Here is a 22,630-nt window from a genome sequence, read left to right on the forward strand (position 1 = left end):
GCCACACCGACCTGGTGTGGCGACGCGGCCTTCTGCATGACGCCGATGAGCCGGCCGAAGCCGAGGCCGAGCAGCACCGGCAGGCCGCGGATCGTCCACAGTGAGGTGTCGGGCCGCACGAACGACAGCGCGCCCAGAGGGCGCGTGCCGACCGCCGTCGCGGCCCGGGTCGAGAGGGTGAACCGGCTGCCAAGCACGCCGGAGAGGTCGGGCCGGCGGCCATGAAGCGAGGAGGCCCTGGTCGTCGGTCCGATGTCCGAGCACATCGACGAGCCGGCGCAGCACGCTCACGGCCGCCGGGCTGGACCCGACGGCGCCTTCGACCTGCTGCAGTCCGGCATCCGTTGACCCGGCTAGTTGGACTCCTCCTGGACCTTGTAGAGGATCACGTTGCCCTGCTCGGTGCGCTCCAGGCCGAGGCCGTCGATCGGGGCGTCGATGGCGCGGGCGTAGGGGCCGCCCGGGGCGTTGCCGCGGAGCACCACGACCGTGCGGATGTGCAGGTCACGTAGGGCCTGGACGCTGGCCTCGTCCGGGAACTGTCTCATCGTGACGCGCATCTGCTCCTGATTCTGCGGGGTGAAGCCGCTGCCGCCGTTGACCATCTGCGGGAAGCCGTCCGTGCTCCACAGCATGATGTTCATGTCGGTCAGCTCCGCGGCCAGGTCGTCGTTCGCCAGGACCATGATCGGGCCCTGCAGCGAGCTGAACGCGATCGGCGCCGGTGGCACCACCGGGTGGGCGCCGGGCGTGTGGAGGCCCTCGGCCAGCACCAGGACGAGCGGCACCAGGGTCGCCAGCCGGGGCAGGAAGCCCGCACGGGTGCTCACGTCGCTCTTCGTGCGGTCGGCGAAGAGCTCGACCGCCCGCTGCGCGAACGCGCTGACGGCGCCGGCCGCCAGCAGTGCCAGGAACAGCGTCGTCCAGACCATGAGGCGGCCCGAGGTGCGGATGCCGTCGAAGCCCGGCAGGGCGCGGTAGAGCGCCAGGTAGCCGAACTCGCCCTTGCCCGGGCCGTGCGTGCCCATCGCCAGGGTGATCGACACGACCACGCCCAGGCCGAGGAACAGCCGGTGCCGCAGCCGCCACGCCGAGACGAACAGCCCGGCGAACGCCAGCCCGTACAGGAAGAAGCCGGGTAAGAGCGCCATCTCGGGCGCCCAGGGCAGCGACCCGCGGGCCTCCGCGTAGGCGTTGCCCCACAGCCACGACTCCGGCGGCGAGATGAAGAAACCCCGTAACGGCGGGGAGAAGAGCCCGACGATCTCCTCGCTGCGCCGCGCGTAGGGGTGGGCCTTGAGCACCTGGAGGTACGGATACGCCATCAGGGCGCCCGTCGCCGCGAACACCAGGCCGCCGCCGAGGTTGGCGAGCAGCAGCTTCCAGCCGAACGGCCGGTGCACCGCCCACACCCGCAGGTGCCGGTAGCCCCAGATGACCGCGGTCACCAGCACGATGCCGAGCAGCATGTACGCGAACGGGATGCCGATGCCGAAGCCCAGGCTGATCTGCCAGGCGGCGACCAGCCAGCCCGCGAGCACCCAGCCCCAGCGCCGCTTGTCCGGCTCGTAGCCGCGGGTCAGCGAGAACCCGTGCCCGCGCGCCAGCATCGCCAGCGCGAGCGCGATCCCGCCGATCGAGAGCACGTGCAGGTGGCCCGCCTGCCCCAGGCGCCACGGCGCGTAGGCGAAGGCTGCGCCGGCCACGGCGGCCCCGGTGCGGCCCGCGCCGAGCTGCCGGGCGAGCGCGTAGGCCCCGAAGAAGGCCAGCGCGAAGATCAGAACGAAGATGATGTTGTACCGCACGATCGCCGCGACCGGGCCGCTGCCGATCATGCCGGCCGGCGCATAGCCGAGCAGGGTGTCGGAGAACGCGTAGCTGTACTTGTTGGGGAAGAACGCGTTCGCGTTCCACAGCTGGGTGGGGTCGGTGGTCAGGATGTGCCCGGCCCACGACATCTGCCAGGCCTGCAGCGTCGGGTCCCAGATGTCCTGCGGGATCGTCGAGGCGGGGTGCTTCAGCGTCGGCCAGGTCATGATCGCGGCGAGCACGACCGAGCCGATGGCGGCGAGCGTCCACTCGTGCGCGAGGAACCGCCCGACGGCGCCGGCCACCCGGGTGGTCACCCGCCGCGCCCGGCCCGGGACGACCTCGGGCGGGGGCGCGAACGCGGCGAACGGATCGGCCGGCTCGTCGGCCTTGTCGTCGGGCTTGTCGACCGGCTCCGTCTTGTCGCCGCGCTCGGCCTTGTCACCCGGTGCCGTTTCGCCCGGCTCGGGGTCGCCACCGTCCTTGACGGAGCCGTCGGCCTTCGCGTCGGCGGCAGCGTCGGCCGAGCCACCGTCCACGGGCGGCTTCGGCGTTTCCTCGTCGGAGGGGTCCGACACGGCGGGCTCTGAAGAAACGTTGGTCACGCCAACCTCTCCCGGAGATAAGCGATGTCCGCGGTCTGCCCCTCGGTGCCACCCGGCGTCTCGACCAGCGCCGGAGCGCCGGACGCCCGGATGACGGCGACGATGAGCTCGGGGTCGATCTCCCCGGCGGTCAGGTTGTCGTGCCGGTCGCGACCCGAGTCGAACCCGTCGCGCGAGTTGTTGGCGTGGATCAGGTCGATCCGCCCGGTGATCGACTTGACCCGGTCGACGATGTCCAGCAGGTCCTCGCCGCCGGCGTGCGCGTGGCAGGTGTCGAGGCAGAAACCCACCTCATACTCACCCACGGCGTCCCACAGCCGGGCGAGCGAGTCGAACCGCCGCGCGCAGGCGTTGTCGCCGCCGGCCGTGTTCTCGATCAGCACCGGCGTCTTGAAGCCGCCCTGCTCGGCCGCGTAGGCGAAGGTCTTGCGCCAGCTCTCGAAGCCGGCGTCGAGCCCGGCGGGGTCCTCGACGTGGCCACCGTGCACGATGATCCCCTTGGCGCCGACCTTCGCCGCGCCTTCGGCGTGGCTGAACAGCAGCTTGCGGCTGGGAATGCGGATCCGGTTGTTCGACGAGGCGACGTTGATCCGATACGGCGCGTGGATGTAGACGTCCACGTCGGAGGACCGCAGCGCCTCGGCGTCGGGGCGGTCCTTCGGATCCAGCCACTTCTGCGGGTCGGTCAGGAAGAACTGGATGAGGTCCGCGCCCCGCGCGGCTGCCTCGGCCAGCGGCTCAGCGGGGTCGACGTGAGCACCGATTCGCATGCCGCAGAGCCTACGACGTGGGACTGACACTTCGCGCGACCCAACCCGAGGGGTGCGCCCGATGCGTCCTGAATGCGGTGCTTCGATCTCCGTCCTGCCGGCCGCGTCGTCGTGTGGCTCGATGGAGTGCCCCGTCTGGGCGGATGGCGTGGGAATTGCCGCAATTCGGGCTATCATTGCTCAGCGGTCATCACGTGCGAGCTTCGCATAAGGTACGATTTCCATAGCTCCGCGGGGCGCCGTCATCCAAAGCACCGGTGTGGTCGTTCCTCCCCAGGTCCCACCCAAAGAAGCGGATGACGCGCCCCGCGGTCTTTGCATGCACGCACGGCGTGTACTCTGGTTCGGTCGACCACCCAGGGGTGGTCGACGACGCATGACCTCCTGCCGCGGATGGACCGCGGCCGCTTAGCCCGTAGGAGGTGAGAACGTCTTGCGTCATTACGAGATCATGGTGATCCTCGACGGCAGTCTCGAGGAGCGCACCGTCGCCCCGTCGCTCGACACGTATCTCAACGTGATCCGGACCTCGGGTGGCTCGGTGGAGAAGCTCGACGTGTGGGGCCGCCGGCGCCTCTCGTACGAGATCAACAAGAAGACCGAGGGCATCTACGCCGTCATCGACCTCCAGGCCTCGCCGGAGTCCGTGGCGGAGCTGGACCGTCAGCTGCGACTTAACGAGTCCGTGCTGCGCACCAAGGTCATCCGGCCCGAGGTCCGCTAACAGCGGCCTGGGCGAGATCGATCTGCTTCGCCCCGTGTCCCGGGAAAAGTGTCAGACCCCTGTGACATGGTGGCCATACACCAGCGCGCGAGGAGTTGACTCATATGGCAGCGGGAGACACCACGATCACGGTCATCGGCAATCTGACCGACGACCCTGAGTTGCGTTTCACTCCATCTGGAGCCGCGGTCGCCAAGTTCCGGGTGGCATCCACCCCCCGGTTCATGGACCGCCAGAGCAACGAGTGGAAGGACGGCGAGCCGCTGTTCCTGTCCTGCACGGTGTGGCGTCAGGCGGCGGAGAACGTCGCCGAGTCGCTGCAGCGTGGTGCCCGGGTGATCGTGTCCGGTCGGCTCAAGTCCCGGACCTACGAGACTCGCGAGGGTGAGAAGCGCACCGTCATCGAGCTGGAGGTCGACGAGATCGGCCCCTCGCTGCGCTACGCGACTGCCAAGGTGCAGAAGATGGCGCGCAGCTCCGGTGGTGGCGGCGGCTTCGGCTCCGGCGGCGGCAGCGGCGGTGGAAACGGTGGCGGCGGGTTCAACGATGACCCGTGGGCCAGCGCGACCCCGGCCTCTGGCGGCGGCGGTGGCGGCGGCAGGTCGAGCTCATCCTTCGACGACGAGCCCCCGTTCTAACTGATTTGGTCGGAGCCCTGATCGGCTCCGGACCCGATCTACGGCATCAGGAGCAAGAGCAATGGCGAAGGCTGCGGCCCTGCGCAAACCGAAGAAGAAGGTGAACCCTCTCGACAAAGAGGGCATCTCCTACATCGACTACAAGGACACCGCGCTGCTGCGCAAGTTCATCTCCGACCGCGGCAAGATCCGCGCTCGGCGGGTGACGGGCGTGACCGCCCAGCAGCAGCGGCAGATCGCGCGCGCCGTCAAGAACGCGCGCGAGATGGCCCTGCTCCCCTACACCGCGACCGCGCGCTAAGGGGAGGGGCAGACATGAAGATCATCCTCAAGCAGGAGGTCACCGGCCTCGGCACCCCCGGCGACGTCGTCGAGGTGAAGGACGGTTACGGGCGCAACTACCTGCTCCCGCAGGGGTTCGCGATCCGTTGGACCAAGGGCGCGGAGAAGGAGATCGCGGTCATCAAGCGGGCCCGCGGGGCCCGTGAGATCCGCGACCTCGGCCACGCCAACGAGGTCAAGGCCCAGCTCGAAGGCCTCACGGTCAAGCTGGCCGTGCGCGCCGGCGAGGGCGGCCGGCTCTACGGCTCGGTCACGCCGGCCGAGGTCGTCGACGCCGTGCAGAAGGCCGGCGGCCCGGCGCTCGACCGCCGCCGCCTCGAGCTTCCCGGCCACGTCAAGTCGGTCGGTGACTACAAGGTGCAGATCAAGCTGCACCCAGAGGTCGCCGCCGTCTTCACGCTGAAGGTCACCGCGGCCAAGTAGCCACGGCACGACCAGCACGAAGGGGGCCCAGCGATGGGCCCCCTTCGCCATGTCCGGCGCGAATCACGAATAGAGCTTGACCGCCGCCTCGACCACCCGCTCCAGTTCGGCGACCTGCGGATCGTCGGAGTTGCGCCGCGCGGCCTGGACGAGCGAGAGCAGATCCGGCAGGCGCACCTCCGAGCCGTACTGGCTGCTGCGGAGCACCTCGGCGAGGTAGGCCGCCACGTAGCAGACCCGCAGCGGCACGTTCGCGACGGTCAGGTCGCCGTCGACCGCCGACACCGCCACCGGCTGCAGGATCTCCGTCGCCTCCTTGGTCCGCGGGTCCAGCCAGCGCACCCGCACGTCGGCCAGGTGACCCTCGGCACCCGGGCGCAGGTGCAGCGCGTACAGCGCCGTCACCGCGTGACCCGGGCCGACCTCACCGCCGTCGACGTGGTCGTCGCGGAACTGCGAGGCCGACAGCGTGCGGTTGTCGTAGCCGATCAGGCGGTACGACAGCACCGTCTGCGAATTGAACTCCACCTGCGCCTTCGCGTCGAGCGCGCGCACCGACAGCGCCGCCGGCAGTTGCTCGACGAAGATGCGCGCCGCCTCGTCGCGCTCGCTCACGTACACGACGTAGCCGTCACCCTTGTCGGCGAGCTGCTCCATGAACTTGTCGCCGTAGTCGCTGCCGACACCGACGCCCATCATCGTGATCTGCTTGGCCGCCGCCTCCTGCACCTCGCGGACCAGCGACGTCGCGTCGGTCGAGCCGACGTTCGGCAGGCCGTCCGACAACAGGATCACGCGGTTGGTGGCGTCCGTCCGAAAGGCATTCCGGGCGATGTCGTACCCCTTGAACAGCCCGGCCTCCAGGTTGGTGCTGCCCGCGATACGCAGCCGGTCGATCGCCGTGTGCAGCGCGCCACGGTCCCGGACCGCGGTCATGGGGCGCAGCACGTCGGCGTTGTCGGAGTACGCGACGATCGCCACCGAGTCCGTCGACCGCAGCTGGTCGACGAGCGTGTGCAGGCCGTGCTGCACCAGGTCGAGCTTGCCGGCCTCGGCCATCGATCCCGAGACATCGACGACGAACGTCAGCTGCGCGTCCCGCCGCTCACCCGACGGCGCCGCCGACGTCTGCAGCCCGATCCGCAGCAGCCGCGCCGTCTCGTCGGCCCCCCGGTGCGTCCCCGGCAGGCGCACGCCATCCGCGTTCACCGCGAAGCCGTTCCCGCTCGGCGCGCGGTACCCCTGCCGGAACGAGTTGACGAACTCCTCCGGCCGGATCGTGTTCGCCGCCGGCCGCTGGCCCGCCAGGAGCTGGCGCTTCGCGAAGCCGTACGACGCCGTGTCGACGTCCACCGCGAACGTCGAGATCGCCTGGTCCACCGTGCGGCGCTCACCCGTCGAGCGCTCCTCCACAACCGCGGCGGTGGTGTTCGCCGGCCCGGGCGCGCCGTAAGCCGTCGCCGCCGGCGCACCGGCACCCGCGGCCTTGTCCGAGCTGCTGCTCGGCGCGTCGTCCGCGCCGCAGGCGGCCAGGCCCACCGTCACGGCCGCCGCGACGGCGAGGACCTTCAATTTCCCGCTGACCATCGAAGCCTCCCTGGAAGCGTGTTTGGCCAGTCAGACGGGCGCCAGCCGACGAGCGGCTCCGAGCGTAACCGGACAGTGATGCATCCGTGAGCGTCGGTGATCCATCCGCAAGAATGCTGTGACCAGGGGGCGGGAACCGATCGGGTCAGAACTGCGTCGCCAGTACCGCGAACAGCACCGTCGCGACACCCGCGCCCAGGACCGCGCTCGCGAAACCGATCGCCGTCGGCCGCCAGCCCGACGTGGCCCAGCCCAGGAACATCGCGACCGTAATGCTGATCGCCAGCGAACCGGCGAACTGCGGACCGTTGTCGAGCAGGTTCGACAACGCCTCCGCCCGCGGCGCCGGGCAGGGCAGCCCGAAAGCGTTCACGCACCCGGGACGGGGATCGCCGGACAGCGTGAAGGCCCAGCCGGCGTACCCCAGGATCGGCACCACGTACCACGCGGCCGTCGCGAGGAACGAACCGATGTAGTTCGTGCCCTCGTCCTCCTCGCCCTCGTCGTCCTCCATGCTCGGCGGCGGAGGTGGGGGCGGCGGCACGGGCAGGACGGGACGGCGGCGGGCCTGGGCCGGGAGCCCGGGCTGGTAACGGCGGTGCTGCCCGGTGTGCTCGCCGGTGCCCCACTCGCCCGTGTTCCCGCGGCGTCCCCATTCTCCGGTGCGGTGCTGGCCGGTGCGCTCGCCGCTTCGATAGTCGTCGTGGTCGAGGACGCGGCCCTCGCCCGGGCGGTTGCGGGTCGACCGGGCCTGGAACGGAGCGATGCCGAAATCGTCGCTCTCCTCCGGCGGACGCTGCTGGGGGATCCAACGCTCCTGCCGCAGGTCCCAGCGACCGGTTTCCGGCTGCTGATCACGCCCACCGCGTGACCCGTCCCACTCCGGGTATCCCACCGCCGGAGCGTCACCCTTTCGTGACTCGATCGCCATCGGCCGTACAGTCGGAAAAAACTTCGAACACTTTTTCGCACACACAGGCTGTGGATCGAGTACCAGCAGCTCAGATGCCGTTTCACTGGTTGGTCACGGCAGTTATCCACAGCTGTGTACACAGGGTTTCCCACCGCCGGAGGCGCACTCTCCACAGGTTGTCCAGAGACTTGTCCACCGGCTAACTTTGACGAACGCCAGTCGCTCCATACCGTTGCGCGGGGCGCTCCACGCGCCACGCAGGTTTTGTCATACCCCCGAGGTCTACTGATGGCCGGGGGCATGACGAGGGGGGCGAAGTGTCGATCACCGACGACAGACGGACCGACCCGTGGGACGAAGCGACCCCGGGCGAGCCCGGCCGCGACCGCGAGCAGCGGCCGAGCGGCGGCGCTGAAAGTTTCGAGCGGACACCACCGCAGGACGTCGCGGCCGAGCAGAGCGTGCTGGGGGGCATGCTGCTGTCCAAGGACGCCGTGGCCGACGTGGTGGAGATCCTCAAGTCACATGACTTCTACAAGCCGAGCCACACGGTCATCTACGACGCCATCCTCGACCTCTACGGCCGCGGCGAGCCCGCCGACGCCGTCACGGTCGCGGCCTCGCTGACCGCGTCCGGCGCCATCTCCAAGGTCGGCGGCGCCGCCTACCTGCACACGCTGCTCGCCGCCGTCCCGACCGCGGCCAACGCCTCCTACTACGCCCGCATCGTCGCTGAGCGCGCCGTCCTCCGCCGGGTCATCGAGGCAGGCACCCGCATCGTCCAACTCGGCTACGGCGCCAGCGGCCAGGGCGGCCGCGACGTCGACGACGTGGTCGACCTGGCCCAGCAGGCCATCTACGACGTCACCGAGAAGCGCGTGAGCGAGGACTTCGCCGTCCTCGCCGAAATGCTCCAGCCCACCCTGGACGAGATCGAGGCGGTCGGCGCCCAGGGCGGCATGATGACCGGCGTCCCCACGGGCTTCAGCGATCTGGACCGCCTTCTGAACGGCCTCCACGCCGGCCAGTTGATCATCGTTGCCGGCCGCCCCGGCCTGGGGAAGGCGCTGGCGCTCGACACGCCGCTGCCCACCCCCGACGGCTGGACCACGATGGGCGAGGTGAAGGCCGGAGACCGGGTGCTGGGTGCCGACGGGCGGCCGACCACCGTTGTCCGGGCGTTCAACGTGCTGCACAACCGGCCCTGCTTCGAGGTCGAGTTCTCCGACGGCTCGGTCCTCGTCGCCGACGCCGAGCACCTGTGGAAGACCAGCACCCGGGCACAGCGCCGGCAGCGGACGGAGGCCGCACGGACCGCGCCGTGGCCCGACGCCGACCGCCGCGCCGTGGACGCGCTGCGTAGGACGGTCAGCGCGAAGCCCGACACGATGATCACCTGGGCCGGCGCCGTCGGGCTGGCCGGCCCTCGCCTGCGGCACACTCTGCGCCAGGCTGCCGCCCAGGTCGGGGTGACCGGCACCGTAGAGCGCGAATACCAGCGCCGCGGCCAGCCGTGGCGGCGGACGATGCAGGCGTATTCGACGCACGCGCTCGTCGACGCCCTGCATCACCGGGTGCACCGGCTCGTGAACGCGGAGACGACGGCCGTGCATCCCGACGTCGTCACGACTGCCCAGATCGCGGCCACGCTCCGGGTCGGCCCGGAGGGCCGGCTCAACCATGCCGTCGAGAACTGCCGGCCACTGCACCTGCCGGACCGTGACGACCTGCCGATCCCGCCATACACGTTAGGTGCCTGGCTCGGCGACGGTCACAGCGACGCTGCCCGCATCACCACCGCCGACCCCGACCTGCTCACGAACGTCCAGCTCGACGGCTTCTCGACGGAGCCCTCGGCCGGCTACATGCTCTTCTCGATCAAGCCGCCCGCGCTTCCCGCCGGCGCCGACACGCCGACCGTGGGCTGCGTGCACTGCGGCGCCGTTACCGCGGCGACGCGTGGTCCCGCACGTCGTTGCCGGTCGTGCCACGCCCGCTGGGGGTCGTTCGTCGGCTACCTGCGGGCCGCCCGGGTTCTCGGCAACAAGCACATCCCCGCCGCCTACCTGCGCGCCTCGGAGCGTCAGCGCCGGGCACTGCTCGCCGGGCTGCTCGATACCGACGGCATGGTGACGCCGACGGGCAACGTGCAGTACACGTCCACCTCCCGGCGGCTGGCTGCCGACGTCTACGAGCTCGTCGTCAGCCTCGGCTACCGGGCCACGATGTCGACCAAGGCCGTCAACGGGCGGAGTGAAGACAGCTCGACCGCCTTCACGATCCTGTTCACCACCGTCGACGAGGTGTTCCGGATCAAGCGGAAGCGGACGGTGCACCGGCAGCGACTGCGCGCCACGTCAACGGTGCGGAGCGGCAGCCGGTATGTCACCGCCATCCGGGCGGTGCCGAGCGTTCCGGTGCGGTGCATCCAGGTGGACAACGACGACCACATGTATCTCGCCGGTCACTCGATGATCCCGACCCACAACTCGACGGCCGCCATGGACTTCAGCCGGGCGGCGTCCGTGAAGCACAACATGGCCTCGGCGATCTTCAGCCTGGAAATGTCGAAGGTCGAGATCGTCATGCGACTGCTGTCGGCTGAGGCTCGGGTGCCGCTACACGTCTTACGGTCGGGGCAGCTCTCGGACGACGACTGGACCAAGCTGGCGCGGCGGATGGGGGAGATCAGCGAGGCGCCGCTGTTCGTCGACGACACGCCGAACATGAACCTCATGGAGATTCGGGCGAAGGCGCGGCGGCTCAAGCAGCGGCACGACCTGAAGCTGATCGTCGTCGACTACCTCCAGCTGATGACCAGCCCGAAGCGCACCGAGAGCCGGCAGCAGGAGGTCGCCGACCTTTCCCGTGGCCTGAAGCTGCTGGCCAAGGAGGTCGAGTGCCCGGTGGTCGCGGTCAGCCAGCTGAACCGTGGTCCCGAGCAGCGCACCGACAAGCGGCCCCAGCTGTCCGACCTGCGCGAGTCGGGCTCGATCGAGCAGGACGCCGACGTGGTCATCCTGTTGCACCGCGACGACTACTACGACAAGGAGTCGCCGCGGGCCGGTGAGGCGGACTTCATCGTGGCCAAGCACCGTAACGGTCCGACCGACACGGTGACCGTCGCGGCCCAGCTGCACCTGTCGCGGTTCGTGGACATGGCCATCTAGGCTGCCGCGGTTCGACCGTTCGCGGGTTGCGACGGCAGGGGAGCCGCAACCCGCAACGGCTGGCCGCTGCGATCGCCGCTTTGTCTGCTTTGCGGCGAATCGCGCTCCGGCGACGCGAGCAGGGGCCGCTGGCTTCATGATCCAGGGAAGGATCTGGCTGTCATGGCGACCAGATGTTTCCCTGGATCATGAAGCCGCCGGACGCGGGTGGTGTGCGACGGTAGTCGGCCGGTCGGGAATTGAACCGCGGCCAAGTAGACGGCGCTGGGCTTGTGGCGGCGGGCGGCGCGGGGGCTGGGCCCGCGGCGCAGGCCGGCTCGGCGGGCAGGCTGGCGCTCTGCGCGGGCCGTCGCGGCTGGGACGGGTTCGGACGGCCAGTAAACGGCCGGTCGTGCGTCGCCCGCCGCGAACCCGGCTACTACAACCCGGCCCAGTGCGTTGCGAATGGGTGGGTCAGGCGGCCAGCAGGCGGTTCACCTCGGCGTCGGGGATCTGGCGGAAGTCGTCGTAGTAGCGGCTCACCGAGCCGAACTCGTCCGACATCAGGGGGCAGACCACGTCGTCGGCCAGTGGGCGCAGGCGGTCGACCGCTGCGGTGGCGCCCACCGGGGCGGCCAGGATGACTGTGGCGGCCGACAGTGTGCGGGCCACCGCCACGGCGGCCTCGGCGGTGGCTCCTGTGGCCAGGCCGTCGTCGATGACGATGGCGATGCGGCCGGTGAGGTCGAGCTGGCCGCGGCCCAGGCGGAACAGGCGCTCGCGGCGGGTGAGCTCGTGCTTTTCGTGGCGGATGACCGGGGTCATCTCGTCCTGTTCGAGTTTGGTGGAGATCTCCTTGTTCAGCACCTGCACGCCGCCGGGGCCGACGGCGCCGAACGCCACCTCGGGGGCCCAGGGCACGCCGAGCTTGCGGACCACCAGGGCGTCGAGCGGGATGCGGAGGCGTCGGGCCACCTCGGCGGCCACGGGGACGCCCCCGCGGACCAGGCCGAGCGCGATGGCGTCGGGGTGGTCGGTGTATTCGGCGAGCCGGTCGGCGAGTGCCGCGCCGGCCTCCAGCCGGTTGCGGTAACCCATACCTCCTGTCTACGCCGAGTTGTGCCCCGGCGTCACGCGGTCACGGTCCCACCACACTGCGAGGAACGCGACGGAGTAGAGGAGGTAGCCGAAGCGGGTGGTCGGGGTGAGCAGGATGGCCGCGGTGAGGCCGACGGCGATGACGAGGGCGGCGGCGTGGTACGTGGCGGGTGGGCGGCGCAGGAGCCATCCGGCCAGGAGGAGTCCTGCGAGCAGGAGGAGGGCCAGGGCGATGTACCGGCCGGCGGGCAGGGACGTCGCGATGAGGTGGCCGGGCAGCGGTGACTGGGCGGGGCTGGTGACCAGGCCGTGGCCGGAGGGGAAGCGCAGGACGTTCTCGACGTACGCATCGGGGGAGATGAGCAGGGCCGGGAGCAGGGCCAGGACTGGCAGGCCGAACGCGAACGCGGCGAAGCGCCAGGCCGCTTGCAGGCGGCCGGTGTGCCACGCGAGCACCAGGAGTACCAGCGCAATGGGAAGGGCGAAAAGCTTCAGGGCGCCGGCGAGGCCGATCACGACGCCCGCCGCCGTGAAGCGTTCGCGGGCCGTGAGCGCGACCGCCAGCACACCCAGCGCGAGGACCGGCAGGTCGTCGCCGCCGGTGGCGAGGGTCAGCGTCGCCAGCGGGAGGGCCAGGACGGCCAGGGCGATGAGCGGGCGTGGGCCCAGGAGGCGCATGGAGTACCAGATGATCCCGATCGTGGCGATCGCGAACCAGATGCGGGCATCTGTCCACCAGGCCGGGCCGAACGCGGCGCGCGGCAGGCCGAAGACGGCCATCCCGGGTTGGTAGGGGGTGTAGCCGAGGAGTGGGTCGGGGAGGGCGCCGATCGCGGTGCGGTCGAGGTACGGGGTGCCGTGGTGGACGAGGCGGACGGCCGCCTGCTCGACGACCAGGACCTCTTCCTGGGCGCGGTCGGCGCGGCCGGCGGCGCGCTGGACGGCCTGGGTGACCAGCGGCACGAGCGCGGTGAGCGCGAAGACCAGCCAGGCCAGGCGGGTGCGCTGGACCAGGCCGCTGACCGCGATAAGGGCGCCGACGAGGTAGCCCACCCAGGCGATCGCGCCCCATGCGCGGTGCGGCAGCAGGGTCGACGTCAGGGCGGTGACGCCGGCGAAGGCGGCGCAGAGCGCGTAGAAGGCGGAGTCGTACAGGCGGGTGGTTATGTCGACCATTCTTGTCCGGGCTCGCCGGCGCCGGCGCGGCGGGTGCGGCGGCTGCGGGACATGCGGATTACGGCGCCGGTGTCGTGCAGGGGCGCGGCGAGGGCGCCGCCGCCGCGGCGGAGGGCGGCGAGGAGGCGGTCGGCCGGCATCGCGCGGGCGAAGAGGTGGCCCTGGCCGGCCGGGCAGCCCAGCTCCCAGAGTTGCTGGCGCTGCTCCTCGCGCTCGACGCCCTCGGCGACGACGAGGAGGTCGAGGCTGCGGCCGAGGTCGATGGTGGAGCGGACGACGGCGCCGGGGGCGGAGGTGTTCATCGCGGCGACGAAGCTGCGGTCGATCTTGAGTTCGTCGACGGGCACGCGGGCGAGCGTGGCCAGGGACGAGAAGCCGGTGCCGAAGTCGTCGAGGGCGAGACGGATGCCCTGGTCGCGCAGTGCGGCGAGGACGTCGTCGACGACCTCGAGCTTGCTGAGGGTCACCGACTCCGTGATCTCGATGATGAGTGATGCCGAGGGCACTCCGCGGGCGCCGAGGCGGCGGGCGACGGCGTCGGGGAACGACGGGTCGAGCAGGCTGCGGGCGGAGACGTTGACCGCGACGGGGATCGTGTGGCCGGCGTCGGACCACAGCGAGGCGGCGAGCAGCGCCTGGTCGAGGACGGCGTCGGCGAACGCGGCCAGCTGGCCGGAGCGCTCGATGGCGCCGAGGAAGCGGTCGGGGGCGAGGTCGCCGCGGTCGGGGTGGTGCCAGCGGGTGAGTGCCTCGGCGGCGATGACCTGGCCGCTGGCGAGGTCGACGATCGGCTGGAAGTTGACCGTGAACTGCCGCTCGGCGACGGCGCGGGCCAGGTCGCCGCCGAGGGTGAGGGAGCCGACGTCGGCGGTGTCGCGGGCGTGCGCGTAGACGACGACCCGCTGGCCCTCCTGTTTGGCCTGGTACATGGCGACGTCGGCGCGGCGCAGCAGCTCGCCGATGCTGCCGCTGCCGGCGGTGGTGACGCCGCAGCTGGCCTCGACGCTGATCCGCATGTCGTCGAGCAGGATCGGCGGGGCGAGGGCGTCGAGGATGGCGTGGGCGCGGACCTCGGCGAGGGCGGGGGCGCTGAGCCCGGCGAGGATGACGGCGAACTCGTCGCCGCCGAAGCGGGCGACCAGGTCGCCGGGGCGGGCGGCGTCGACGAGCCGTTCGGCGACGGTGGTGAGGACGCGGTCGCCGGCGGCGTGGCCGAGGGTGTCGTTGACCTCTTTGAAGTGGTTGAGGTCGATGAGCATCACGCCGACGATGCCGCTGCCGGGACCGGTCGAGGAGAGGACCTCATCGCCGTACTGCTGGAGCCGCCGGCGGTTGGCGAGGTGCGTGAGCGGGTCCTGGGCGGCGGCACGGGCGTGGCTCTCGGCGAGCCGCTGCGTCTCGGCGTGGGTGGCGGCGTTGCGGATGGCGGTGCAGAGGGCGGCGGCGAAGGTGCGCAGCGTGTAGTTCTCGCGCTCGGAGAGCTTGACCGGGCCGCGGAACCGCAGGCGCAGCTCGCCGAGGTCGGCGTCGCCGCGGTAGCTCTCCAGCGCGATCGGGATCATGAACCCGTCGGCGGTCGGGGCGTCGAGCGGGATGCCGTCGAAGAGGATCTCCCGGCCGTTGCTGCGCACGAGCCGCGGCTCCCCCGTCGGCGGGTGGATCTCGACCTCGACCTCGTCGGTGGAGAAGAGGTCGGCGGCACGCCGGACCGCGGCGTAGAGCACGGCGGTCTGGTCGACGGAGTTGAACTCGTCGGTGGCCTCGGCGAGGCGCTGCCACGCCTCGTTGCCCTGGCGCGCTTTGACGCGGCTGGCGGAGGCGAGGTGGATGGCGAGGACCAGCGGCGGGAGCACCAGAAGGAGCCACTTGCTCACCTGGTAGGCCGCGACCGTCGCGATCGCCACGCCGAGCTGGCCGATCCGGCTGATGGTGAGGGCGTTCCAGTGTGCGAGGAGGCGTTGACGGTACGGCGTGTGCGTCACGATGGCGAACAGACCCTGCGCGACGAGCTCGTCGACCAGCGCGTACGCGACCGCGCCGAGCACCATGCCGGGAATGAGGCTGGCCAGCGACACGTCGTCGTGGAGGAGGATCGGCCGGACGCCGAAGGCGGCGGCGGTGAACGTCGTCGCGGTGGCCGCCAGGGTCTCCTTGGCGACGTTGAAGCTGGTCTTCATCGGATCGGTGCGCCGGTGGGCGAGCTGGTTGAGGAACCAGCCGCACAGCGCCGACAGGATGACCATGGGCGGCGGCAGGAATGCCGTCGCGACGGTCAGCACGGCCGCGGTCGGGGCGCCGGACACGGTCATCGACCGCACGCGGATCTCGATGAGGACGAACCCGCTCGCGATCATGAGCGCGATGGGTATGGTCATGTAGGCGGCGAGCTGGTCGTAGTCGGCGACGTGCCACAGAGACCAGAGGCCGGCGATCGTCCCGCCGACGACGACGGGACCAACGAGGCGCCACAGGCGCCGGTTGGTCGCGTCGTCGGTTCGCGGTTGATTCTGCATCGCGTCTGCGCTCATCGTGTCCGATGGCGCCACCCGGTTGTCAACCCGCTGAGCGGGTTGCGGGATCAGGTCCAGTCCCAAGCCTTCATTTCTGCCCCTAAAAGGTCGTTCTCGCGGATGACGACCCCCCGTGCGCAGACGAGACATCGATGTTCATCAACGTTCACTGCGATGAACGAAGCCTAGGATGCAGAACGCAAGTTGCCTATACCTATTTGTCGGTCGAATCACAGTTTGCGAAGAAGGGCAGAGCTTGTACCGATTTGGTAGCCACGGAGTCACGCTCCGTGCAGCTAAATCGACGCGGCTTCCCCATAGCGTGCCTGATAGAACGCCGATCCGGCGGTCGTCCGGCCGGGTGGATAAGCTCACGCTGTGCCCCAAGAGCTGACCCATGTGGACGCTTCGGGCGCGGCCCGGATGGTTGACGTCACCGCCAAGGACGTGACCGCCCGCCGAGCCGTCGCCGCGGGATATGTCCAGACCAGCGCCGATGTCGTGAACCTTCTGCGTGACGGTGCGCTGCCGAAGGGTGACGCGCTCGCGGTGGCGCGGATCGCCGGGATCATGGGCGCAAAGCGCACGCCCGATCTCATTCCGTTGTGCCATCCGATCGCCCTGCACGGAGTCACCGTCGAGTTGACGCTCCGTGATGACGCGGTCGACATTGAGGTGACCGCCCGGACCGCCGACCGCACCGGCGTCGAGATGGAGGCGCTGACCGCGGTCGCGGCGGCCGGCCTCGCGCTCATCGACATGATCAAGGCCATCGATCCCGCCGCCTCGCTCGAGGCGGTGCGGGTCCTGCGCAAGGAAGGCGGGAAGACCGGACTGTGGGAGCGCCCGTGAAAGCCGTGGTCGTCGTCGCGTCCAACCGCGCGTCCGCCGGCGTCTATGCCGACACGAGCGGTCCGCTGCTGGTCGCCGGCCTGCTCGAACTCGGCTGCGAGGTCGGCGAGCCGGTCGTCGTCCCCGACGGCCCGCCGGTGGAGGCCGCCCTGCGCGCTGCCGTCGCCGAGGGCGCCGACGTGGTGCTCACCAGCGGCGGCACGGGCGTCACGCCCACCGACGCCACCCCCGAGATGACCCGGCGGGTGATCGACTACGAGGTGCCCGGCATCGCCGAGGCGATCCGCGCGGCCGGCGCCGCCAAGGTGCCGACCGCGGTGCTCTCCCGCGGACTCGCCGGCGTCGCCGGGCGCACGCTGATCGTCAACCTGCCCGGGTCCAGGGGCGGCGCCAAGGACGGGCTGGCCGTGCTCGGCCCGATCCTCGCGCACGCCGTCGACCAACTGCGGGGCGGCGACCACTGAAAGCTAGGCTCGACCCGTGACGTTACCGATCGCGTGGGCCGACGCCCGCAAGACGGTGTTCGCGGCCGGCTCGGCCGCCGCGCCGGGCCCCACGCCCGTCCCGCTCGTCGAGGCCGACGGGCTGACCCTCGCCGACCCGCTCGTGACCCTCACCGACCTGCCCGCGTTCCCGACGTCCAGCGTGGACGGCTGGGCGGTGCGCGGGCCGGCGCCCTGGCGGATCATCGGACAAATCCTGGCCGGCGACCACGCCGAGCCGTTGACCGCGCCCGGCACCTGCGTCGAGATCGCCACCGGCGGCATGGTTCCGGCCGGCACCGACGCGGTGATCCGGATCGAGGACTCGAAGTACGACCTCGACAATGTCCACGAGGGCACCGCCCGCAAGCTGCCCGACTGGCGCCGGCCCGGCGAGGAGGCCGATCGTGGCGAGGAGCTGCTCCCCGCCGGCACGCCGGTCACGCCCGGCGTGATCGGGCTGGCCGCCTCCTGTGGCTACGACGCGCTGAACTGCCGCCCCGCACCGAAGGCGGCCCTGCTGGTGTTCGGCGACGAGCTGCTCACCAGCGGCCTGCCCGGCAACGGGCGGGTCCGCGACGCGCTCGGCCCGTCGCTGCCCGCCTGGCTGCGCCGCGCTGGCACCGAGGTCGTCACCGTCCGCGCGCCCGTCGCCGACACCCTCGCCGACCACGTCGCGGCGCTGCGGTCCGCGATCGACGCCGGCGCCCAGGTCGTCTGCACCACCGGCGGCACGATGCACGGCCCGGTCGACCACCTGCACCCGGCGCTGGCCGAGCTCGGCGCCGAGTACGTGGTGAACACCGTCGCCGTCCGACCCGGCTTCCCGATGCTGGTCGCCCGGCTCCCCGGCGGGCAGTTCGTCGCGGGCCTGCCCGGCAACCCCCAGTCCACCTTCGTGGCATTGGTTTCTCTGGTACTTCCACTGCTCGCGGGGCTGACCGGACGCCCGCTGCCGCCGCTCGGCACCGTGACCCTCGGCGCCGACGTGCCGGGGCGCGGCGACTACACCCACCTGGCCCTGGTCCGGATGGTCGACGGCCGCGCGCATCCCGTGCCCCACGTCGGCTCGTCGATGCTGCGGGGGCTGGCGAACTCGTTCGGCTTCGCGGTCGTCCCGCCCGGGTCGAGGGGGGTCGCGGGTGAGCAGGCGCTCGTGGTACCGCTGCCAATCCTGGATGGAGAACGAGCTTGATCACGGCCGTCGTCACGACTGAGGCACTCGACGTCGGCGAGCACGAGCGGGCCGTCGGGCATCGCGCGGCCGGCGCGGTCGTGTCGTTCGCGGGTGTCGTCCGCGACCACGACGGCGGTCGCGGCGTGCTGGAGCTGGAGTACGAGGGCCACCCCAGCGCCGGCGCCATCCTGGCCGAGATCGCGGCCGAGATCGGCGCCGACCCCGCCGTGCACGCGATCGCAGTGTCGCACCGCGTCGGCCGGCTGGAGATCGGCGACGTCGCGCTGGCGGCGGCCGTGTCGACGGCACACCGCGCCGAGGCGTTCGCCCTCTGTGCGCGGCTCGTCGACGAGGTCAAGGCGCGGCTTCCGGTCTGGAAGCGCCAGGTCTTCGCCGACGGTACCGAGGAATGGGTGAACTGCCCGTAGCTAGCGGCCTGCCTTGCGGCGGGCACGGGTGGCCAGCATGGCCACTCGGGCCGTCCGGCGGGCGTCGTGCGCCGCGTGGCGGGCCCGCCAGCCGAGGCCCGGCCGGCCCTCCTTGTCGAGCGCCGCGAACAGCAGGCCGCCGAAGAGGCCCACGTTCTTGAGGAAGTTGATGCGCTGCGCCGAGCGCTGCGCCGGGTCCTCGACCGTCCAGAACGGATGTCCGGCGTACGTCGTCGGCACCAACGACCCGGCCAGCAGCAGCGCGCCCGGGGTCGTCGCGCGGCCGGTGGCCAACAGCACACCGCCCGCGACCTGGGCCGCGCCGTTTACCCGGACCAGGGTCTTCGGGTCCGCCTGAAGCCGGTCGGCGACCTTTTGTGCTGGTTTGACCAGCCGTTCCGGGTTCACAAGAGCATCCCAGCCCTGGATGACAAAAATCGCGGCCAGCGCCGAGCGGGCCACTGTGCGCACGGGTCTCATGACGGGTTGAATACCCAGCGGCGTATTGTCGTACCCCCTCACTACGGTTGGCGGCATGACCGAAACAGCGACGGTCACCACGGTCTGGACCACCGACCAGGTGATGGCACTGGCACCCGACTCGTCCGCGCAGCGGGCGGCGCGCGGGCTCGCCGGCGACCGGGCCTGGTTGGAGACCGGCCTCAGCGCGAGCGACGACCTTCCCCCGACCCTCTGGGGCCTGTGCCAGGGCAGCGGATCCACGCCCTATCAGGCGGCGGTCGACCTGACCGAGCCCGCCTTCCGGTGCAGCTGCCCCAGCCGCAAGTTTCCCTGCAAGCACTCGCTCGGCCTGCTGCTGCGCTGGTCCTCGGGCAGCGTCGCCGAGGCGCCCGCGCCGGCCTGGGTGCAGCAGTGGCAGGAGTCGCGGGCCGTCCGCGCCGAGCGCGCGGCCGACCGGGCCGCCGGGCGGGAAGGGGTGGATGCGTCGGATTCACGTGGAACATCGCCATCGTCCCGCGCTGCGCCGAGTGAGAAGTCCCAGGCCAGGCGGGCCGACCGGATCTCGGCCGGCCTCGACGAGCTCGACCGCTGGCTCGCCGACCAGGCGCGGGCCGGGCTGGCGACCGTGGCCAAGAACGGCTACGCGCACTGGGACACGATGACCGCCCGGCTCGTCGACGCCCAGGCCACCGGTGCCGCCGGCATCCTGCGCCGGGCGTCGGCCGTCACCGGCTCCCCCGAGCGTCTCCTCGGCGAGCTGGCCCGGCTGCGGCTGCTCGTCGGCGGCTATCGGCGGCTCGACGACCTGCCCGAGGAGCTCGCCGCGAGCGTGCGCATGCGGGTCGGGCTGCCGATCGCGACCGAGACAGTGCTCGCCGGGCCGGCCGTGCGGGAGCGCTGGCAGGTCCACGGTGTCCGCGACGAGATCGAGGATCAGCTGACCGTCCGGCGGGCCTGGCTGCGCGGCGCCGGGTCGGGGCGGCCGCTGCTGGTGCTGTCGTTCGCCGTCGCCGGCCAGTCGCTGCCGATCGACCTGCTGCCGGGCACCGAGTTCGACGCCGACGTCTGCCTCTATCCGGGCGGGCAGCCCGCCCGGGCGCTGATCGCCAAGCGGCACGCGCCGCCCGAGCGCATGCACACCATCGCCGGCGCGGCCGGCATCGAGGAGTCCCTGCGGGCCCACGCGGAGGCGCTGGCCGGCGACCCCTGGCTCGACTACTGGCCGATGGTCCTCGACGCGGTCACCCCGGTCCACGACGGCGGCACCTGGCTGCTCGCCGACGTGGCCGGTGCCGGGCTGCCGGTCGACCCGGCCGCCGGGGAGCCGTGGCGGCTGGTCGCCGTGACCGCCGGGCGGCCGGCGACCGTGACCGGCGAATGGTCCGCGGGCGGCTTCCGCCCGCTGGGCGTCTGGTCCGAGCAGCGGCTGGTGCGGCTGTGACCGAGCGCCTTCCCGACTGGAGCGACGTGCTCGCCACCGCGCTCGTCGGCACCCAGCGGCGCGTGCCGCCGCCCGGCGTCGACCCGCACGGCGACCCGGCGGAGGCGCTGCTCGACGCGGCCGGCGCCCTGACGCTGTATCGGCGGGCCGGCATCGCGCCGCGCCGCGGCCTGACCGTGCCCGAGCCCGCGCCCGACGACGCCGACCGGCCGCTCGTGCCCTGGGTGGCGGCGGCCCGGGCGGCGGATCTGCTGTCCGTGGACGCCGCGGGGTATGGCGCGGCCAACGCCGTGCCGGTCCGCGACGCCGACGGCCGCCTGGAGCTGCTCGCCGAGTGGCTCGGCGCCGCCCGGGGCCGCCGGGTGCCCGGCGAGCTGCTGCCGGCCCTGCTCGAGACCGGGCGCAAGCACCGCGCGCTGCGTCCGCTCATCGCCGACGCGGGCGGGCCGCGGGCCGCCTGGCTGGCCGCCCAGCGCCCCGAGTGGGGCTTCCTCGGCACCGTCGCCGGGGGCGACGCCCCGCCCGACGACCCCGCCGTGTGGGAGCTGGGCGCCATCGGGCGCCGGGTCGGGTATCTGACCGCGCTGCGCCGCCGCGACCCGGCCCGCGCCCGCGAGCTGCTGGCCGCCGCGTGGCCGGCCGAGACGCCCGACGACCGGGCCGCGCTGCTCGGCGCGCTCGCCACCGGCCTGTCGGCCGACGACCAGGGGCTGCTGGAGACCGGGCTCGACGACCGGCGCAAGGAGGTGCGGGTCGCCGCCGTCGAGCTGCTGGCCCTGCTGCCCGACAGTGGATACGCGCAGCGGATGACCGATCGGTCCACCGCCTGCGTGCGGGTCCAGGGCGGCCGCGTCGTCATCAACCCGCCCACCGCGTGCGACAAGGGCATGCGCCGCGACGGCATCGCGCCGCGCCCGCCGGCCGGGGTCGGCGAGCGGGCCTGGTGGCTGGAGGAGCTGCTCACCCGCACGCCGCTGCGGGTCTGGGGCGAGCCCGGCGAGTTCCTGCGGCTGCCGGTCACACCCGAGTGGGCGGCCGTGCTGCGCCGCGGGCTGGCCCGGGCCGCCGCCGCCCAGCGCGACCCGCGGTGGGCCACCGCGCTCACCGGCCAGCTCACCGAGGAGGTCGCCGCCGGCGGCCGGCCCGACGACCGGCTGCTCCTCGAGGCGCTCTACGACGCGCTGCCCTCCGACGCCCTGTCCGCGATCGCCGTCGAGGTGCTGCGCCGCGGGCTGGCCGGCGCCGCCGCGGTCGGCGTCGAGCACGTGCTCGAGCTGTGCCCCCGGCCGTGGCCCCCGGCGCTGGTCGAGGCCGTGTTCGGCGCGCTCGACGACCTCGGCGGCCGCCGCTCGGCCGGCTGGCGCCTGGCCGGGCTGTGCGAGCTGGCCGCGCTGCGGCTGCCCGCCGACACCGCCGGCCGGGCCGTCGCGCTCGCGGGCGGTTTGTCCTCCGACGACCCGATGTCCTCCATCGTCGGCCGCTTCGCCGACACCCTCCGGTTCCGCCACGACATGCTCAAGGAGCTCGCGTGACCAGCACAGTGGATGTCACCGCCGCGCACGTCGACGGCGCGCCCGTTGCCGAGGCCGTGCAGCGCCGCCACGCCGAGGACGAGTTCGCGGCCGAGCTGGCCGCGCTCGCCGCCGGTGACGACCGCCCGCGCCCGCCCGGCTGGCGGCTCTCCCCCGCCGCCGTCGTCACGTATCTGCTGGGCGGCACTGCGGCCGACGGGTCGGTGGTCGTGCCGAAGTACGTCGGGCCGCGCCGGCTCATGGAGATCGCCGTCGCCACGCTCGCCACCGACCGGGCGCTGCTGCTGCTCGGCGTGCCCGGCACCGCCAAGACCTGGGTGTCCGAGCACCTCGCGGCGGCCGTCAGCGGCGACTCGACGCTGCTCGTCCAGGGCACCGCCGGCACGCCCGAGGAGGCGATCCGCTACGGGTGGAACTACGCCCGCCTGCTCTCCGAGGGCCCGACCCGGGCCGCCCTGGTGCCGAGCCCGGTCCTGCGGGCCATGGCCGACGGGCAGATCGCCCGCATCGAG

The 22,630-nt window shown here is 72.1% G+C and carries 21 protein-coding genes; 12 read left to right on the plus strand and 9 right to left on the minus strand.

Annotated features, from left to right (window positions below):
* The 3 genes from ABZS66_RS49010 to ABZS66_RS49020 all read right to left on the minus strand — a co-directional run.
* On the minus strand, window positions 1-197 hold a 197-nt coding region (locus tag ABZS66_RS49010; protein ID WP_354769940.1), incomplete at its 3' end, for a hypothetical protein.
* A 156-nt stretch (window positions 198-353) separates the two neighbouring features.
* Window positions 354-2,387: a hypothetical protein gene (locus ABZS66_RS49015; protein WP_354769941.1), complete on the minus strand. Its 2,034-nt coding sequence runs from the start codon at window positions 2,385-2,387 to the stop codon at window positions 354-356.
* 23 nt (window positions 2,388-2,410) lie between these two features.
* On the minus strand, window positions 2,411-3,184 hold the full coding sequence (locus ABZS66_RS49020; protein WP_354769942.1) for a deoxyribonuclease IV: 774 nt from the start codon (window positions 3,182-3,184) through the stop codon (window positions 2,411-2,413).
* A 433-nt stretch (window positions 3,185-3,617) separates the two neighbouring features.
* On the opposite strand from ABZS66_RS49020, the gene rpsF reads away from it, so the two are divergent.
* The 4 genes from rpsF (at window position 3,618) to rplI (ending at window position 5,311) form a co-directional block, all read left to right on the plus strand.
* Complete coding sequence (gene rpsF, locus ABZS66_RS49025; protein ID WP_033359943.1) at window positions 3,618-3,908, plus strand: 30S ribosomal protein S6; 291 nt, start codon at window positions 3,618-3,620, stop codon at window positions 3,906-3,908.
* Window positions 3,909-4,012: 104 nt separating this feature from the next.
* Window positions 4,013-4,546 (plus strand): single-stranded DNA-binding protein, encoded by a 534-nt coding sequence (locus tag ABZS66_RS49030; RefSeq protein ID WP_354769943.1) that lies wholly within the window; start codon window positions 4,013-4,015, stop codon window positions 4,544-4,546.
* Window positions 4,547-4,607: 61 nt separating this feature from the next.
* The gene (rpsR, locus tag ABZS66_RS49035; RefSeq protein WP_354769944.1) at window positions 4,608-4,847 is read left to right on the plus strand and encodes a 30S ribosomal protein S18; all 240 of its coding nucleotides are present in this window, start codon (window positions 4,608-4,610) and stop codon (window positions 4,845-4,847) included.
* Between the two features lie 14 nt (window positions 4,848-4,861).
* Window positions 4,862-5,311: a 50S ribosomal protein L9 gene (gene rplI, locus ABZS66_RS49040; RefSeq protein ID WP_354769945.1), complete on the plus strand. Its 450-nt coding sequence runs from the start codon at window positions 4,862-4,864 to the stop codon at window positions 5,309-5,311.
* A 63-nt stretch (window positions 5,312-5,374) separates the two neighbouring features.
* On the opposite strand, the gene ABZS66_RS49045 is transcribed toward rplI, so the two are convergent.
* Both ABZS66_RS49045 and ABZS66_RS49050 read right to left on the minus strand, forming a co-directional pair.
* The gene (locus ABZS66_RS49045) at window positions 5,375-6,898 is read right to left on the minus strand and encodes a von Willebrand factor type A domain-containing protein (RefSeq protein WP_354769946.1); all 1,524 of its coding nucleotides are present in this window, start codon (window positions 6,896-6,898) and stop codon (window positions 5,375-5,377) included.
* A gap of 145 nt (window positions 6,899-7,043) precedes the next feature.
* The gene (locus tag ABZS66_RS49050; protein ID WP_354769947.1) at window positions 7,044-7,793 is read right to left on the minus strand and encodes a hypothetical protein; all 750 of its coding nucleotides are present in this window, start codon (window positions 7,791-7,793) and stop codon (window positions 7,044-7,046) included.
* A 335-nt stretch (window positions 7,794-8,128) separates the two neighbouring features.
* On the opposite strand from ABZS66_RS49050, the gene dnaB reads away from it, so the two are divergent.
* Entirely contained in the window at window positions 8,129-10,981 is a 2,853-nt protein-coding gene (gene dnaB / locus ABZS66_RS49055; RefSeq protein WP_354769948.1) for a replicative DNA helicase, read from the plus strand.
* Between the two features lie 453 nt (window positions 10,982-11,434).
* Here the strand turns inward: dnaB and ABZS66_RS49060 are convergent, their stop codons facing one another.
* The 3 genes from ABZS66_RS49060 to ABZS66_RS49070 are packed head-to-tail and all read right to left on the minus strand — an operon-like array spanning window position 11,435 to window position 15,747.
* The gene (locus ABZS66_RS49060) at window positions 11,435-12,058 is read right to left on the minus strand and encodes a phosphoribosyltransferase family protein (protein WP_354769949.1); all 624 of its coding nucleotides are present in this window, start codon (window positions 12,056-12,058) and stop codon (window positions 11,435-11,437) included.
* A 9-nt stretch (window positions 12,059-12,067) separates the two neighbouring features.
* Window positions 12,068-13,234, minus strand: a complete 1,167-nt coding sequence (locus tag ABZS66_RS49065; RefSeq protein WP_354769950.1) for a glycosyltransferase 87 family protein — start codon at window positions 13,232-13,234, stop codon at window positions 12,068-12,070.
* Window positions 13,222-15,747 (minus strand): bifunctional diguanylate cyclase/phosphodiesterase, encoded by a 2,526-nt coding sequence (locus ABZS66_RS49070; protein ID WP_354769951.1) that lies wholly within the window; start codon window positions 15,745-15,747, stop codon window positions 13,222-13,224. Before ABZS66_RS49070 ends, ABZS66_RS49065 begins: the two co-directional genes overlap by 13 nt.
* A gap of 375 nt (window positions 15,748-16,122) precedes the next feature.
* Between ABZS66_RS49070 and moaC the strand changes: the two genes are divergently transcribed.
* The 4 genes from moaC to ABZS66_RS49090 are packed head-to-tail and all read left to right on the plus strand — an operon-like array spanning window position 16,123 to window position 18,683.
* Entirely contained in the window at window positions 16,123-16,596 is a 474-nt protein-coding gene (gene moaC / locus ABZS66_RS49075) for a cyclic pyranopterin monophosphate synthase MoaC (RefSeq protein ID WP_354769952.1), read from the plus strand.
* Window positions 16,593-17,060, plus strand: coding sequence for a MogA/MoaB family molybdenum cofactor biosynthesis protein (locus tag ABZS66_RS49080; RefSeq protein WP_354769953.1), 468 nt, complete (start codon window positions 16,593-16,595; stop codon window positions 17,058-17,060). The genes moaC and ABZS66_RS49080 overlap by 4 nt, the downstream gene beginning before the upstream one ends.
* Before the next feature lie 16 nt (window positions 17,061-17,076).
* Window positions 17,077-18,273, plus strand: a complete 1,197-nt coding sequence (locus ABZS66_RS49085; protein WP_354769954.1) for a molybdopterin molybdotransferase MoeA — start codon at window positions 17,077-17,079, stop codon at window positions 18,271-18,273.
* A complete protein-coding gene (locus tag ABZS66_RS49090; RefSeq protein ID WP_354769955.1) occupies window positions 18,270-18,683 on the plus strand; it encodes a molybdenum cofactor biosynthesis protein MoaE in 414 nt (137 codons plus the stop codon). Before ABZS66_RS49085 ends, ABZS66_RS49090 begins: the two co-directional genes overlap by 4 nt.
* Here ABZS66_RS49090 and ABZS66_RS49095 read toward each other — a convergent pair whose 3' ends face one another.
* Window positions 18,684-19,163 (minus strand): DoxX family protein, encoded by a 480-nt coding sequence (locus tag ABZS66_RS49095; protein ID WP_354769958.1) that lies wholly within the window; start codon window positions 19,161-19,163, stop codon window positions 18,684-18,686.
* A gap of 55 nt (window positions 19,164-19,218) precedes the next feature.
* Here ABZS66_RS49095 and ABZS66_RS49100 point away from each other — a divergent pair, with 55 nt between their 5' ends.
* The 3 genes from ABZS66_RS49100 to ABZS66_RS49110 all read left to right on the plus strand — a co-directional run.
* On the plus strand, window positions 19,219-20,586 hold the full coding sequence (locus ABZS66_RS49100) for an SWIM zinc finger family protein (RefSeq protein ID WP_354769956.1): 1,368 nt from the start codon (window positions 19,219-19,221) through the stop codon (window positions 20,584-20,586).
* The gene (locus tag ABZS66_RS49105; protein ID WP_354769957.1) at window positions 20,583-22,118 is read left to right on the plus strand and encodes a DUF5691 domain-containing protein; all 1,536 of its coding nucleotides are present in this window, start codon (window positions 20,583-20,585) and stop codon (window positions 22,116-22,118) included. The genes ABZS66_RS49100 and ABZS66_RS49105 overlap by 4 nt, the downstream gene beginning before the upstream one ends.
* A 56-nt stretch (window positions 22,119-22,174) precedes the next feature.
* Window positions 22,175-22,630 (plus strand): AAA family ATPase (locus tag ABZS66_RS49110; protein ID WP_354769959.1); only part of this gene is annotated, 456 nt, incomplete at its 3' end.

Source organism: Dactylosporangium sp. NPDC005572, from assembly GCF_040605515.1.
In the GTDB taxonomy this organism is placed as follows: Bacteria; Actinomycetota; Actinomycetes; order Mycobacteriales; family Micromonosporaceae; genus Dactylosporangium.

What these genes read in the sequence shown, in the direction of transcription:
- ABZS66_RS49020 (WP_354769942.1), bottom strand. Translation starts at nt 3,184, where the DNA reads ATGCGAATCGGTGCTCACGTCGACCCCGCTGAGCCGCTGGCCGAGGCA.
- ABZS66_RS49030 (WP_354769943.1), top strand. Translation starts at nt 4,013, where the DNA reads ATGGCAGCGGGAGACACCACGATCACGGTCATCGGCAATCTGACCGAC.
- rpsR (WP_354769944.1), top strand. Translation starts at nt 4,608, where the DNA reads ATGGCGAAGGCTGCGGCCCTGCGCAAACCGAAGAAGAAGGTGAACCCT.
- rplI (WP_354769945.1), top strand. Translation starts at nt 4,862, where the DNA reads ATGAAGATCATCCTCAAGCAGGAGGTCACCGGCCTCGGCACCCCCGGC.
- ABZS66_RS49045 (WP_354769946.1), bottom strand. Translation starts at nt 6,898, where the DNA reads ATGGTCAGCGGGAAATTGAAGGTCCTCGCCGTCGCGGCGGCCGTGACG.
- ABZS66_RS49060 (WP_354769949.1), bottom strand. Translation starts at nt 12,058, where the DNA reads ATGGGTTACCGCAACCGGCTGGAGGCCGGCGCGGCACTCGCCGACCGG.
- ABZS66_RS49065 (WP_354769950.1), bottom strand. Translation starts at nt 13,234, where the DNA reads ATGGTCGACATAACCACCCGCCTGTACGACTCCGCCTTCTACGCGCTC.
- ABZS66_RS49070 (WP_354769951.1), bottom strand. Translation starts at nt 15,747, where the DNA reads ATGCAGAATCAACCGCGAACCGACGACGCGACCAACCGGCGCCTGTGG.
- ABZS66_RS49095 (WP_354769958.1), bottom strand. Translation starts at nt 19,163, where the DNA reads ATGAGACCCGTGCGCACAGTGGCCCGCTCGGCGCTGGCCGCGATTTTT.
- ABZS66_RS49100 (WP_354769956.1), top strand. Translation starts at nt 19,219, where the DNA reads ATGACCGAAACAGCGACGGTCACCACGGTCTGGACCACCGACCAGGTG.